This window comes from Leucobacter ruminantium (assembly GCF_017565705.1).
GTDB lineage: Bacteria > Actinomycetota > Actinomycetes > Actinomycetales > Microbacteriaceae > Leucobacter > Leucobacter ruminantium.
This window is the reverse complement of record NZ_JAGDYL010000005.1, coordinates 233,393-246,554: the sequence shown is the minus strand read 5'-3', so window position 1 is coordinate 246,554 and position 13,162 is coordinate 233,393. Positions and strand designations below refer to the sequence as shown.

Sequence of the window (13,162 nt, the reverse complement as noted above, 5' to 3'; positions counted from 1 at the left end):
CTTCACGGGGAGCTCGATATGCGTACCCCGATCGAGGTCGAGCAGGCCTACTATGCTGAGGCCGAGGAACTTCTGTCACCGACCGGTTGACAGGAAAACCGGTCGGAACTCAAACCAGGCCAATTCACTCAACGCCTTCGCGATCACCTTCGAAGGCCGAATCAACTAAGAATGCGCCAGGCCAGATCCACCGTTAACCTGACAGACCCCCTCGAGATACGGCTCGTGAGGTCCGACGGCCGTTACTCGCCGTGGACGGCGATCGATCCGAGCATCACCTGCTGGTGATCCGCCGCTCGGTCGGTTGATCGGGCATATCGGCCGCAGGCTCCTCGGGCACGCCGAGCGACCGGTTCACACCGGTCGCGATCCACGACGAGGTCAGCAGCAGCAGTCGGCACAGGATGTTGAACCAGATCAGCAGACCGATGAACACCGTGAAGGTGGCGAGCAGCGGGTTGTCCGATGCGCCGCTGATCAGCGCGCCGCCCAGCACCTTCAGCCCGAGCAGCGCGGCGCCGCCGAGCATGCACCCCATGACCAGTTCGCGCCTCGGGATACGGATCTCGGCGAGGAAGCGGTGCATCGCGAGCAGTACCATCACGTCGAACACGTACATCGCACCGTAACGCACGGTCTTGCCGAGCCCGCCGAACAACCAGCCGTCGGGGTCGACACCGACCCAGCCGTAGACGGTCGAGACCAGGGTCGAGCTGAGCACCGTGAGCGCCGCCGACACCAGGATCGCGAGAAAGAACCCGATCGCGAGTGCCAGATCGCGCAGCTTCAGCAGCGCGGCGTTGCGATACCGCTTCACCTCGAGTCCGAATATGATGCGGATCGAGCGCCGCGTGCCCGTGAACCAGTTGAGCGCGACCCAGACGAGCGCGGCACCCGCAACGATGCTCGTCCAGTCGAGCGCACGCGCCTCGAGCAGCATCTGCAGCTGCACCGCCCCCGAGCCGTCGGTCTCCCCTAACAGACCGGGCACGAAGGTGTTGATCTGATCCACGAGCGACTCGAGCAGCTCGGGCCGCCCGCGCAGCACGATCCCGAAGATCCCGAAGCCCACCCACAGGCCGGCGAAAACGGCGAAGAGCGCCTGATAGCTCATGCCGCCCGAGAGCACGACCCCGCCCACGTCGGTGAAATGGGAGTAGGTGCGCCACGGGCGCGTGAGCTGGGCTCTGCGCCACAGCTCCCGCGCCCGGTCGACCACCGCTACTTCGTCTTGCCGGTGCGGATCGCGGCCTTCACCTCGGCGATGGCCTTGGTGACCTGGATACCGCGGGGGCACGCGTCGGTGCAGTTGAAGGTGGTGCGGCAGCGCCACACGCCCTCGGTGTCGTTGAGGATGTCGAGACGCACCTGGGCGTTGTCGTCGCGCGAGTCGAAGATGAAGCGGTGCGCGTTGACGATCGCGGCCGGGCCGAAGTACTGGCCGTCGGTCCAGAACACCGGGCAGCTCGTGGTGCAGGCCGCGCACAGGATGCACTTGGTGGTGTCGTCGAAGCGCTCGCGGTCGTCGATCGACTGGTGGCGCTCCTTGCCCGGCTCGGGCGCACTGCTCGACACGAGGAACGGCTGCACCTCGCGGTATGCCGCGAAGAAGGGCTCCATGTCGACGATGAGATCCTTCTCGAGGGGCAGACCCTTGATCGCCTCGACGTAGATCGGCTTCGAGATGTCGAGATCCTTGATCAGCGTCTTGCAGGCGAGACGGTTGCGTCCGTTGATGCGCATCGCATCGGAACCGCAGATGCCGTGCGCGCAGGAACGCCGGAACGACAGCGAACCGTCCTGATCCCACTTGATGCGGTGCAGCGCGTCGAGGATGCGGTCGGTGGGGTACATCTCGACGTCGAAGTCCTCCCAGTAGGCCTCGCGGCCCGACTCGGGGAGGTAGCGGCGGATGAGGAGCGTGACCGTGAAGGGCTTCGGCGCCTCGGGCGCCTCGGCTTCGACCGCGGTCGTGTTCTCGGCGGTAGCGGTGCTCATGGCCTAGTACTTCCTCTCCAGCGGCGGGTATCGCAGCTCGCCGTCCTCGTTCCTCGTCACGACGACGGGCTTCCAATCCAGGCGGATGTGATCCTCGGGGTCGGCCGAGTGCGGATCGCCCGAGAGGTAGGCCATCGTGTGCTTCATGTAGTTCTCGTCGTCGCGCTTCGGGTAGTCGTCGCGCATGTGGCCGCCGCGGCTCTCCTTGCGGTTGCGAGCCGTGTAGGTCAGCACCTCTGCGAGGTCGAGCAGGAAGCCGAGCTCGATGGCCTCGAGCAGGTCGGTGTTGTAGCGCTTGCCGCGATCCTGCACGCCCACGTACTTGTAGCGCTCGCGCAGGTTGTGGATCACGCCGAGCACCTCGGTCAGCGACTCCTCGGTGCGGAACACCTGGGCGCCGCGGTCCATCGCCTCCTGCAGCTCCTTGCGGATGTCGGCGACGCGCTCGGTGCCGGTGCCGGTACGGAAGCGCTCCACGAGCTCGCGGATCTCCTTCGAGGGATCCTCAGGCAGCGGAACGAACTCCGCCGTCTTGGCGTAGTCGGCCGCGTTGTTGCCGGAGCGCTTGCCGAACACGTTGATGTCGAGCAGCGAGTTGGTGCCGAGGCGGTTGGAGCCGTGCACCGAGACGCAGGCGCACTCGCCCGCGGCGTAGAGGCCGGGGACGACGGTCGTGTTGTCGCTCAGCACCTGGGCATCGTTGTTCGTCGGGATGCCGCCCATCGCGTAGTGCGCCGTCGGGAAGACGGGTACCGGCTCGACGACGGGATCGACGCCGAGGTAGGTGCGGGCGAACTCGGTGATGTCGGGGAGCTTGGTCTCCAGCACCTCTGCGCCCAGGTGGGTGCAGTCGAGGTAGACGTAGTCCTTGTGCGGGCCGGCGCCGCGGCCGTCGAGCACCTCCTGCACCATCGAGCGCGCCACGATGTCGCGGGGTGCGAGGTCCTTGATGGTGGGGGCGTAACGCTCCATGAAGCGCTCGCCGCTCGCGTTGCGCAGGATCGCGCCCTCGCCTCGGGCGCCCTCGGTGAGGAGGATGCCGAGGCCTGCGAGGCCCGTCGGGTGGAACTGGTAGAACTCCATGTCCTCGAGCGGCAGGCCCTTGCGCCAGATGATGCCGACGCCGTCTCCCGTGAGGGTGTGCGCGTTCGAGGTGGTCTTGAAGATCTTGCCGAAGCCGCCGGTCGCGAAGACGATCGACTTGGCCTGGAAGACGTGGAGGTCGCCGGTCGCGAGCTCGTAGGCGACGACGCCGGAGGGCCGGCGGTTCGCGCCCTCGCCCGTCATCACGAGATCGAGCACGTAGAACTCGTTGTAGAAATTGACGCCGAGCTTCACGCAGTTCTGGAAGAGCGTCTGCAGGATCATGTGGCCCGTGCGGTCGGCGGCGTAGCAGGCGCGGCGCACCGCGGCCTTGCCGTGATCACGCGTGTGACCGCCGAAGCGGCGCTGGTCGATCTTGCCTTCGGGCGTGCGGTTGAACGGGAGACCCATGTTCTCGAGGTCGATGACCGCGTCGATGGCCTCCTTGGCGAGGATCTCCGCCGCGTCCTGGTCGACGAGGTAGTCGCCGCCCTTGACGGTGTCGAAGGTGTGCCACTCCCAGTTGTCCTCCTCCACATTGGCGAGCGCGGCGGCCATGCCGCCCTGCGCCGCACCGGTGTGGGAGCGAGTGGGGTAGAGCTTCGTGATGACGGCGGTCTTCGCCTTGGGGCCCGCCTCGATCGCGGCGCGCATGCCCGCGCCGCCCGCGCCGACGATGACCACGTCGAACTGGTGGTAGGTGACGCCGTCCTTGACGGTAACTTCTTCGCCCTGGTGGGTGTCTGCAGTCACGTGCTTCCTATTCTTCGATGCTGTGAGTCTGTGCGTTCGCCGGCCGGGTCAGTTCACCGGGCAGAATGATGCGACGAGCGAGGGATCGGCGCCGGCGGGGCACGGGTCGAGCGTGAACACGACGAGGGTGCCGAGCAGGATCAGCAGCGCGGCCGAGAGGAACAGCAGCACCTTGACCGTCTTGGCGACACCGGGCTTCGACACGTAGTCGTTCACGATGGTGCGCATGCCGTTGGCCCCGTGGATGAGCGCGAGCCACAGCAGCAGCACGTCCCACCACTGCCAGAACGGGTTGGCCAGCTTGCCGCCGACGAAGCCGAAGTCGATCGCGTGCACGCCGCCCGGGGTGGCGATCAGGTTCGAGAAGAGGTGGCCGAACACGAGCACCACGAGCAGCACGCCCGAGGCGCGCATGTAGATCCAGCCCCACTTCTCCCAGTTGGTGCGCTTCTTGGCGGGGGTCTGCGTGCGGGGGGATTCGATCGTCGTCGTCATAGTCTCTGTCTCCCCTGTCTCAGTGCCCGAAGACGTTCATCAGGTGGCGCGGCAGGAAGCCCGCCATCGTCACGACCCACAGCGCGATCACGATCCAGAACATGGCTCGGTGGTACCGGGCACCCTTGCTCCAGTAGTCGACGAGGATGATGCGGAGGCCGTTGTAGGCGTGGAAGACGATGGCTCCGACGAGCACGGCTTCGCCGAGCCCCATGATGGGGGTCTTGTAGACGCTCATGACCGCGTTGTAGGCCTCGGGGCTGACCCTGACGAGCGCCGTGTCGAGCACGTGCACGAGCAGGAAGAAGAAGATGGCGACACCGGTGATGCGGTGCAGCACCCAGGACCACATCCCCTCGTTGCCGCGGTAGAGCGTGCCTCCGGGGCGGCTCTTCCGCTTCGGCGCGGCTGCGACCTCTGCCGTTTGGGCTGACACGTGCATCCTCCTTGGTCCTGCTTCGCCGGGCGGCGCCCGACGGCCGATGCCGCGGTTCGCGATTGCGGGCACGGTTCTACGCGCGCACCCCATAACTGAGAATCCGCTGCAGACCCATTATGGCACTCTTTCCGGGGCCGTCAGACGGGGAACGGTAGGATCATCCCATGTCCGAAGACCCCCGCGCCTTCGAGAGCGCGCTCGAGCGTCTCACCTGCGTCATCCCGGCCGGCGGCGTCGGATCCAGGCTCTGGCCGCTCTCCAGGGCGAACGCGCCGAAGTTCCTGCTCGACCTCACGGGCTCCGGCGACTCGCTCCTGCGCGCCACCTGGGATCGCCTGCGCCCCATCGCACCCCCGGAACGCATCATCGTCGTGACGGGCAACGCCCACCGCGAGTCGGTCGCCGAACAGCTCCCCGAGCTGGTCCAGGCCAACCTCGTCACCGAGAGCGAACCGAAGGATTCCTCGGCCGCCATCGGCCTCGCCGCGGCACTCCTCGAGCTCCGCGATCCCGACGCGATCCTCGGCTCGTTCGCCGCCGACCACGTGATCCGGGGCGACGTGCTCTTCCAGCGCGCCGTCGCGACGGCGGCGCGCGCCGCCGACCAGGGATACATCGTCACGATCGGCATCCACCCGTCGCACCCCGCCACCGGCTTCGGCTACATCGCCTGCGGCGGGAGCCGAGGCGACATCGCCCAGTTCGACCTCTACGGCGTCACCGAGTTCGTCGAGAAGCCCGATGCCGAGAAGGCGCGCGAATACCTCGAGCACGGCGGCTACCTGTGGAACGCGGGCATGTTCATCGCGCGCGCCTCGGTGCTGCTCGACCGCATGGCCGAATCGGAGCCGGAGCTCGTGCGCGCCCTGCGCGAGATCGCGGCCGCCTGGGGCACCGACCGCGGCGCCGAGGTGCGCGAACGGCTCTGGCCCTCCCTCCCCAAGATCGCGATCGACTACACGGTCGCGGAACCGGCTGCGGCCGCGGGCGACATGCTCTGCGTCGCGGCCCACTTCGACTGGGACGACGTCGGCGACTTCGCCTCGGTCGCGAACCTGCTGACGCGCGGACGCGGCAGCGATCTCGCCGTGCTCGGAGACGGCGCGCAGGTGCTCTCCGACGCGTCGAGCGGCATCGTCGTCTCCGACAGCGACCGCCTCGTCGCGCTCGTCGGCATGGAGGACGTGGTGGTGGTCGACACCGCCGATGTGCTGCTCGTCACCTCCAAGCGCAGGGCGCAGGACGTGAAGAACCTCGTCAACCGGATGAAGGGATCCGGCGGCCGCCACCTCCTCTGAAACGGGGAGGGATCCCTCACTCCCCCTCGGATCGGCTCCGCCGCAGGGCGAGCCGCGGGATCACGACCAGCAGCGCCAGCGCGAGGACGAGGCCCCCGACGAGCGCGATGCCGCCAGCCATGTGGCCGAGCACGAAGTCGAAGACGAAGCACGTGACCCCGGCGGCGAGCGCCGCCACCGCGACCAGTTGCAGCGCGAGCAGCCGGTTGCCGATGCGCACCGTCTCGCCCTTCCTCTGCCTGCCGAAGAAGACGCGGTGCAGACCGACGGGGGCGAGGCCGAGCACGGTCGACACCCCCGCGATGCCCACGAGCACCAGGTAGAAGGCGCGCTGAGACGGTTCGAGCTCGGTGAAGCGGGGCTGGAAGGCGACCGCGAGCAGAAATCCGGCGAGCACCTGCGTGCCGGTCTGCGCGACGCGCAGCTCCTGCAGGATCTCGAGCCAGTTGCGGTCGGCTCGCTCGTTCGGGGTCTCGTCGCGGCCGTCGTCGCTCAGCGCGTCTTCATCCACGGCTCCTCCGCCACTGCTCTCGATCACTGCGCCTCACTCTCAGCACTCTCACGTGCGCTCGCACGCGGGGCCGTCGTCGACCGTCGAGCGCGTCATCTCGCCGCAGCTGCGCCGCGTGCTCCGAGGGTAGCGGATCCCTCGCCGACCGTCTCAGGGCTTGACAGGCGGGCACTCGCTTCGCGCGATGTTGCAGTAGTGGGGGCTAGCGGCGTGCCCACTCCCTATCTACTGCGTCATTGCGCTCGGATGGCGGGGCAGGGTCCGGCGGGAATGACGGAAGCCCCCGCCGAGGCGAGGGCTTCCGAATGTTGTTCGTCTGGCGGAGACGGGGGGATTTGAACCCCCGGTCGAGTTTAACCCCGACCCTTCATTAGCAGTGAAGTCCGTTCGGCCGCTCCGGCACGTCTCCATACGCGAACAACGTCGTCCATTCTAACCGACCGATCCCCCGCGCGGGAAATCGGACGGCTCCCCCACTTGCCAGCCGCACCCGCTCTGCCCGACTACGCCCGCTCTGTCCGGACGTACTCGGGCGGAGCGGGCGTAGTCGGCGCAAGGGGATGCAGTCGCGCTCAGCGGTGCGCGCGGAGCCGTCGTGCACCCAGCAGCATGGCGCTGCCCGCGAGTACGATGAACCCTGCCGCTCCCAGCATCGGATCGAGCGAACCCGAACCGGTGACGGCGAGCGTCTTGGCCGGCCTCGGCGCCGGGGGTACCGGAGCGACCACCGAGGTCGTCACCACGGTCGGCGGAACCGGCGGGACCGGAGGCGGGGGCGGAACGGGCGGGCACGCCCCGACCGAGAAGCCCCAGCTGCTCTCGTAGTCACCGTTGCTCAGCGTGAGCGTATATTCGCCGACCCCGCTCAGCGGCACCATCACCTCCGCGGATCCCTCACCCCCGGAGACACTGGTCTGGAGCGTGACGCCCTTCGGTCCCGTGACCACGACGTCATACGTCGCATATGCCTCGAGCTCCGAGAGCACCGCCGTCACCGAGGCGGCGGGTTCACCGCCCGGCACCGTGCAGGGCGGAACCTCCACCACGACCACGGGATCCGGCGGCACCGGCTCGTCGCAGTTCTCGATGAAGAAGCCGAGGGCGTCGTCGATCTTGTCGCCGTGCCCGATGATCACGGTGTAGTCGCCGAGACCGTCGAGCGGCAGCGCATACACGCCGTTGCCCATCACCTGCGTCGACTGCAACCACGCGGTGCCGTCCTTCGAGATCGTCAGGGTGTAGTTCCCCTCGGTCCAGCCGGTCACCGTCACGGCGACCATCTCGGGGATCTCTCCCTCGACCGGCACGCAGTCGAATCCCGGCACGGAGATCTGCGGGGTGCCCGGCTCGGGCGGCGGGGTCGTCTTCACACAGCCATTGGCCCAGATCGCCTGGCCTTCCTCATCCCAGTTCAGGCCCGGGTAGGGAACGCCATCCAGCTCGAACGGCGGGATGATATCGCGCATGCCCTGATGCTGATCATGGCCCTGCGTGAAAATCGCGTGCTTGTCGATCGTCGGGTTGGTCCAGTGGTTCTCGGCGCCCGTCGCATGGCAGATCGTGATCTTCTCGTGATCGGGCTTCTTGCCCTTCTCGTCGGAGTTCGCGTCCTGCTTCGCAGCGACGGTCGGCGACTCCGCCTCCGAGGGCTCGGGTGCGGCCTCCTCCGGCGCGGTAGCGGGCTCCGCCTCGGGCTCGGGTTCCGCCGCGGGCTCGGGTTCGGGCGCGGGTGCAGGCTCGGGAGCCGGAGCGGGTTCGGGTGCCGGCGCGGGCGGCGGCTCGGGCGCAGGCGCGGGAGGAGGTTCGGGAGCAGGCGGCGGTTCCGGAGCCGGAGCCGGGGGAGGTTCCGGGGCGGGAGGCGGCTCGGGGGCCGGGGCGGGTTCCGGCGCGGGCGCGGGCGCCGGCTCCTGCGCGGCTACCGCTTGCTGTGCGGGATCGGGCTCGGTTGCCTGGGCGGCCATCGCACCTGGTCCGAGTATCAGCGCGGCTGCGCCGAGGAGCGCGATCAATGTGCGACCGCGCGGCATGCGGAGCGCGGCACCGTTGCCGTCGCCCCGACTGCGTGCAAACATGGCATTCTCTTCTCCGGGCGCACACGGCACGACTCGAGCCGTTCCCCATCCATCACCGCGTGACTTTCATCTGGCCCTTTTCGCAGGCTAGATCTGGGGAATTCGCGGCAGAACCGGGGGAATTGCGTATTGTTCCGCGAGGGATCCGAGGCCCGCGCGACCCTGCTCTTCCCGCGAAACCGAACGGCCCGCTCCCCACCCCGACCTCGGGCCGAGCCGCGTGCGTATTCCTCACGCAGCCCCACGCCGAGTGCGGATTCCGCACAAGAGCGTCACCGCTCGTCCACGGCCGCCGGCACACGGCAAGAAGGCCTGCCGAGGAGCCCCGATCCCTGGCGATAGGCTGGCTCCATGCGCATCGCCACCTGGAACGTCAACTCGATCCGCACCCGATTCGGCCGCGTCGTCGACTGGCTCGTGCGAGAGGACATCGACGTCCTCGCGATGCAGGAGATCAAGTGCCGACCCGATCAGTTCCCGGTCGAGGCGTTCGAGCAGGCCGGCTACCAGCTCGAGATCCACGGCCTCAACCAGTGGAACGGCGTCGCCTTCGCGAGCCGGCACGAGATGACCGACGTGGCCCGCGCCTTCGAGGGGATGCCCGGCTTCGGCAAGCCCGTCAAGGGCCAGGAGGACGTGCAGGGGGTCGGCCCGAACGGCCTGCCGCTCGAGGCGCGCGCGCTCGGCGTCACCGTCGGCGACCTGCGGCTGTGGAGCCTCTACGTACCCAACGGCCGCTCGCTCGACGATCCCCACTTCGCCTACAAGCTGCAGTGGCTCGAAGCGCTCCGCGGCAACGCCGAGGCCTGGCTCGACGAGGATCCCGACCTGCCGCTCGCCCTCATGGGCGACTGGAACATCGCGCCGCTCGAAGGCGACATGGGCGATCCTTCGTTCGTCCCGGGCCAGTCGACGCACATCTCGCCCGAGGAGCGCTCGATGTTCGCCTCCTTCTCCTCCGTCGTGGAGGACGTCGTGCGTCCGATCGTGCCCGACGGCTACACCTTCTGGGATTACAAGGCCGGCCGCTTCCCCAAGAACCAGGGCATGCGCATCGACTTCATCATGGGCTCCCGCGCCTTCGCCGATGCCGTCACCGGCGCCTCGATCGAGCGCGATGAGCGCAAGGGCGACGCGCCCAGCGATCACGTGCCCGTCGTCGCCGACATCGATCCCTCGCTGCTCGGCGGCACCTTCGAGGACGAGTACGACCGCCCCATGGTGTTCTGAGTCGCATGGTTCTCCGGGTGGGGCCGGATAGCGCCCTGCACCCTCCCCTTCACGAGCATTGTTCGGTGAGAAAACCTTAGACTTGGGGCATGTCTGACTTCCTGCGCGTCGCATCCGTCAACGTGAACGGCATCCGTGCCGCCTTCCGCAAGGGCATGGGCGACTGGCTCGACGCTTCTGGCGCCGACGTGGTCGCGCTGCAGGAGGTGCGCGCCGCCGACGCCGACATCGCCAAGCTCATCGCCGCTGCCGACGACGGCGGCTGGCACGTGCTGCACGATCCCTGTCAGATCAAGGGCCGCGCAGGCGTCGCGATCCTCAGCCGCGAACCCGCCATCGCGCACCGCATCGGCCTCGGTGCCCTCGATGCGCAGGAGACCATCCAGTCGTCGGGTCGCTGGCTCGAGGCCGACTTCGCATTCGGCGAGGGATCCCTCACCGTCATCAGCAACTACACCCATTCCGGTGAGGTCGACACCCCGCGGCAGGACGCCAAGTGGGCGTTCCTCGACGCGATGGGCGCGCGCATGGACGAGCTCATCGACGAGCGCGACTTCGTCACCATCGTCGGCGATTTCAATGTCGGCCACCGCGAGTTCGACATCAAGAACTGGCGCGGCAACGTGAAGCGCTCGGGCTTCCTGCCCCGCGAGCGCGCCTACTTCGACCGCTTCTTCGGCGAGCGCGGCGCGAACATCGTCGGCGTCGACGGCAGCGAAGGCCCCGGCCACGGCTGGATCGACGTGGGCCGCCGCTTCGCGGGCGAGGTCGACGGCCCCTACACCTGGTGGTCGAACCGCGGCCAGGCCTTCGACAACGACACCGGCTGGCGCATCGACTACCACGTCGTCACCCCCGCTCTCGGCGAGCGCGTCGTCGACTACCGCGTCGACCGCTACCCGTCGTACGACGCCCGCTGGTCGGATCACGCGCCCGTCATCGTCGACTACCGGATCTGATTCCGCGAGGGAGCGGGGGCGCATTCGGCTCGCGCCGCTCATCCATCCGCGGCCGGCGCTTCGCGCGGCCGCTCCCGCCAGACCCGGCCAAGCGGCGCGAGCCGAATGCGCCCCCGCTCCGTTCACTTCTCCGGTAGTCGCCGACTCCGTTCTCGTTTGTAAGGCAAGGAAAGCCACACCATGACCGAAACCACCAGTTCATCCGCGAAACCCGTCCTGTTCTCGGGTATGCAGCCGTCGAGCGACTCCCTGCACCTCGGCAACTACATCGGCGCGCTCAGCCAGTGGACGAAGATGCAGGAGGAGTACGACGCGTTCTTCTGCGTCGTGAACCTGCACGCCATCACCGTGCCGCAGGATCCCTCGGAACTCGCCGAGCGCACCCGCCGCACCGCTGCGCAGTACATCGCCGCCGGCATCGACCCCGCGAAGTCGACGCTGTTCGTGCAGTCGCAGGTGCCCGCCCACGCCGAGCTGGCGTGGGTGCTCAACACCATCACCGGCTTCGGCGAGGCCGGACGCATGACGCAGTTCAAGGACAAGTCGCAGCGCTACGGCTCCGACGCCACCTCGGTCGGGCTCTTCACGTACCCGGTGCTGATGGCGGCCGACATCCTGCTCTACCAGGCCGCGAACGTGCCCGTCGGCGAGGATCAGCGCCAGCACATCGAGCTGACGCGCGACCTCGCGGGCCGCTTCAACTCGCGCTTCGGCGAGACCTTCGTAGTGCCCGAGGCGCAGATCCAGCAGGGCACCGCGAAGATCTACGACCTGCAGGATCCCACCTCGAAGATGTCGAAGTCGGCCGAGACCGAGGCGGGCCTCATCAAGGTACTGGACCCCGCGAACGTCACCAAGAAGAAGATCATGCGCGCGGTCACCGATGCCGACGGGGAGATCCGCTTCGATCGCGAGGCGAAGCCCGGCGTATCGAACCTGCTCACCATCTACGCGGTGCTCACGGGCCGCACTGTGGAGTCGGTCGCCGACGAGTACGCGGGGCGCGGCTACGGCGACCTCAAGAAGGGGCTCGTCGAGGTCGTCGAAAGCACCTTCGCGCCCGTGCGCGAACGCACCGAGGAGCTGCTGGGCGACCGCGCTGAGCTCGACCGTCTGCTCGCGGGCGCGGCGGAGCGCGCGAACGAGGTGGCGAACCGCACGCTCGACCTCGTCTACGAGCGCATCGGGCTGATCCGGTAGCGCGGTGCCCGGGGCGCCGGTCGCCCGTATCTCGGCGCGTTACTGCATCGGGCCGCACGAGGAACACGGAGAGCTACCCGCTCACCGCCTCCTACTCGGCGATGAGGCCCGCGACGTCCACCTCACCGGGGAAGACCCCGAACTTGGTGAGCAGGTCGGCCGTCGCCTGCAGCTGCGGCGCCTCGGCTTCCGTGGTGAAGTGCACGAACACCATCGCGTTCGCGACCTCGCCCGAGAGCTTGGTGTGCGAGAGGATCGACTCGATGAGCGCGTCGCGGTTCGCCTTGTCGTTCGCCGCTTCCGAGGCCTCCGTCATCGCGGCGACGAACGCCTCGACGGCCTCCGCCTCGCTCTCGATCGTCTGCTCGGTCGACACATAGACGCCCACGAGATTCGACTGGTCGGCACCGGTGCGGTACGGGTAGCCGAGCACCGTCGCCCCCTCGGCTATCGCCTGCGACGCGAAGGGTTCAGGCAGCAGCGAGGCCGAGATCTGGCCGCTGTTGAGCGCGGCCACCTGCTCGGGGAAGGGGATCTCGACGACCTCGAAGTCGGTCACGCCGTTCTCGGAGAGGTACTCCTGGGTGTAGACCTGGTTGATGTTGCCGAGGGCGTTCGTGCCGATCGCGGTGCCGGCGATGTCCTCGACCGACGCGATTCCCGGCGCTGCGATCAGGCCAGTCGAATCCTTCTCGCCCTCGGGCTGGTTGAGGTTCGCCCCCGAGATGACGCGCACGGGCAATCCGCTCTCGAAGGCCTTGATGGCGCCGTCGGCTCCCGAGTAGACGATGTCGTAGTCGCCCGCGACCATGGCGGCGATCGCCGCGGAGCCGCCGGTCGCCGTCTCCGTCGTGATATCGAGGCCGTGCTTCTCGAAGATACCGTTGTCCTCGGCGTAGAAGTAGGCTCCGAGGTCGCCGATGGGAAGGGTGGCGACCGTGAGTTCGAAGAGCTCTCCGTCGCTCGGTGCGTCCTCGACGGGTTCGCTGATATCGGCGGCGTTGCTGCAACCGGCCAGCGCGAGTCCTGCGCCCAGCACGAGCGCGAGCGCTCCGCTCATCTTGCGCGACTTCAGTGTGTTCATGCGGGTGTCTCCCTGTGGTGTGGAATGGTGGTCGGCGGTG

At 68.1% G+C, this 13,162-nt stretch carries 12 protein-coding genes and 1 tRNA gene; 4 read left to right on the top strand and 9 right to left on the bottom strand.

Features of this window, described 5'->3' with window-relative positions; translation table 11 throughout:
* Nucleotides 1–274 precede the first annotated feature (274 nt).
* From J4H91_RS04530 to sdhC, 5 genes are read right to left on the bottom strand one after another with little or no spacing between them, the layout of a single operon-like run.
* A complete protein-coding gene (locus tag J4H91_RS04530; RefSeq protein ID WP_341783439.1) occupies nucleotides 275–1,219 on the bottom strand; it encodes a YihY/virulence factor BrkB family protein in 945 nt (314 codons plus the stop codon).
* 2 nt (nucleotides 1,220–1,221) lie between these two features.
* Nucleotides 1,222–1,998 (bottom strand): succinate dehydrogenase iron-sulfur subunit, encoded by a 777-nt coding sequence (locus tag J4H91_RS04525; protein WP_208045059.1) that lies wholly within the window; start codon nucleotides 1,996–1,998, stop codon nucleotides 1,222–1,224.
* Nucleotides 1,999–2,001: 3 nt separating this feature from the next.
* A complete protein-coding gene (gene sdhA, locus J4H91_RS04520; protein ID WP_208045058.1) occupies nucleotides 2,002–3,834 on the bottom strand; it encodes a succinate dehydrogenase flavoprotein subunit in 1,833 nt (610 codons plus the stop codon).
* 48 nt (nucleotides 3,835–3,882) lie between these two features.
* Nucleotides 3,883–4,329 carry a succinate dehydrogenase hydrophobic membrane anchor subunit gene (locus J4H91_RS04515; RefSeq protein ID WP_208045057.1) on the bottom strand — a complete coding sequence of 149 codons (447 nt, stop codon included), beginning with the start codon at nucleotides 4,327–4,329 and terminating at the stop codon, nucleotides 3,883–3,885.
* 19 nt (nucleotides 4,330–4,348) lie between these two features.
* Nucleotides 4,349–4,771, bottom strand: coding sequence for a succinate dehydrogenase, cytochrome b556 subunit (sdhC, locus tag J4H91_RS04510; protein WP_208045056.1), 423 nt, complete (start codon nucleotides 4,769–4,771; stop codon nucleotides 4,349–4,351).
* Nucleotides 4,772–4,932: 161 nt separating this feature from the next.
* Here sdhC and J4H91_RS04505 point away from each other — a divergent pair, with 161 nt between their 5' ends.
* Complete coding sequence (locus J4H91_RS04505; RefSeq protein WP_208045055.1) at nucleotides 4,933–6,066, top strand: mannose-1-phosphate guanylyltransferase; 1,134 nt, start codon at nucleotides 4,933–4,935, stop codon at nucleotides 6,064–6,066.
* A gap of 16 nt (nucleotides 6,067–6,082) precedes the next feature.
* Here J4H91_RS04505 and J4H91_RS04500 read toward each other — a convergent pair whose 3' ends face one another.
* The 3 genes from J4H91_RS04500 to J4H91_RS04490 all read right to left on the bottom strand — a co-directional run bounded on the left by J4H91_RS04500 (nucleotide 6,083) and on the right by J4H91_RS04490 (nucleotide 8,649).
* A complete protein-coding gene (locus tag J4H91_RS04500) occupies nucleotides 6,083–6,577 on the bottom strand; it encodes a DUF6328 family protein (RefSeq protein ID WP_208045054.1) in 495 nt (164 codons plus the stop codon).
* Nucleotides 6,578–6,894: 317 nt separating this feature from the next.
* A tRNA-Ser gene (locus J4H91_RS04495) sits at nucleotides 6,895–6,986 on the bottom strand.
* A gap of 163 nt (nucleotides 6,987–7,149) precedes the next feature.
* Nucleotides 7,150–8,649 (bottom strand): hypothetical protein, encoded by a 1,500-nt coding sequence (locus J4H91_RS04490; RefSeq protein ID WP_208045053.1) that lies wholly within the window; start codon nucleotides 8,647–8,649, stop codon nucleotides 7,150–7,152.
* A gap of 351 nt (nucleotides 8,650–9,000) precedes the next feature.
* Here J4H91_RS04490 and J4H91_RS04485 point away from each other — a divergent pair, with 351 nt between their 5' ends.
* The 3 genes from J4H91_RS04485 to trpS all read left to right on the top strand — a co-directional run bounded on the left by J4H91_RS04485 (nucleotide 9,001) and on the right by trpS (nucleotide 12,038).
* Nucleotides 9,001–9,879, top strand: a complete 879-nt coding sequence (locus J4H91_RS04485; protein ID WP_208045052.1) for an exodeoxyribonuclease III — start codon at nucleotides 9,001–9,003, stop codon at nucleotides 9,877–9,879.
* 89 nt (nucleotides 9,880–9,968) lie between these two features.
* Nucleotides 9,969–10,838, top strand: a complete 870-nt coding sequence (locus tag J4H91_RS04480) for an exodeoxyribonuclease III (RefSeq protein ID WP_208045051.1) — start codon at nucleotides 9,969–9,971, stop codon at nucleotides 10,836–10,838.
* A gap of 180 nt (nucleotides 10,839–11,018) precedes the next feature.
* Entirely contained in the window at nucleotides 11,019–12,038 is a 1,020-nt protein-coding gene (gene trpS, locus J4H91_RS04475; protein WP_208045050.1) for a tryptophan--tRNA ligase, read from the top strand.
* A 91-nt stretch (nucleotides 12,039–12,129) separates the two neighbouring features.
* On the opposite strand, the gene J4H91_RS04470 is transcribed toward trpS, so the two are convergent.
* Nucleotides 12,130–13,122: an ABC transporter substrate-binding protein gene (locus J4H91_RS04470; protein ID WP_208045049.1), complete on the bottom strand. Its 993-nt coding sequence runs from the start codon at nucleotides 13,120–13,122 to the stop codon at nucleotides 12,130–12,132.
* Nucleotides 13,123–13,162 lie beyond the last annotated feature (40 nt).

Bases quoted from the DNA above. Each gene is read 5' to 3' on its own strand.
- J4H91_RS04470 (WP_208045049.1), bottom strand. From the start codon at position 13,122: ATGAACACACTGAAGTCGCGCAAGATGAGCGGAGCGCTCGCGCTCGTG.
- J4H91_RS04505 (WP_208045055.1), top strand. From the start codon at position 4,933: ATGTCCGAAGACCCCCGCGCCTTCGAGAGCGCGCTCGAGCGTCTCACC.
- J4H91_RS04490 (WP_208045053.1), bottom strand. From the start codon at position 8,649: ATGTTTGCACGCAGTCGGGGCGACGGCAACGGTGCCGCGCTCCGCATG.
- J4H91_RS04480 (WP_208045051.1), top strand. From the start codon at position 9,969: ATGTCTGACTTCCTGCGCGTCGCATCCGTCAACGTGAACGGCATCCGT.
- trpS (WP_208045050.1), top strand. From the start codon at position 11,019: ATGACCGAAACCACCAGTTCATCCGCGAAACCCGTCCTGTTCTCGGGT.
- sdhC (WP_208045056.1), bottom strand. From the start codon at position 4,771: ATGCACGTGTCAGCCCAAACGGCAGAGGTCGCAGCCGCGCCGAAGCGG.
- J4H91_RS04485 (WP_208045052.1), top strand. From the start codon at position 9,001: ATGCGCATCGCCACCTGGAACGTCAACTCGATCCGCACCCGATTCGGC.
- J4H91_RS04525 (WP_208045059.1), bottom strand. From the start codon at position 1,998: ATGAGCACCGCTACCGCCGAGAACACGACCGCGGTCGAAGCCGAGGCG.
- J4H91_RS04515 (WP_208045057.1), bottom strand. From the start codon at position 4,329: ATGACGACGACGATCGAATCCCCCCGCACGCAGACCCCCGCCAAGAAG.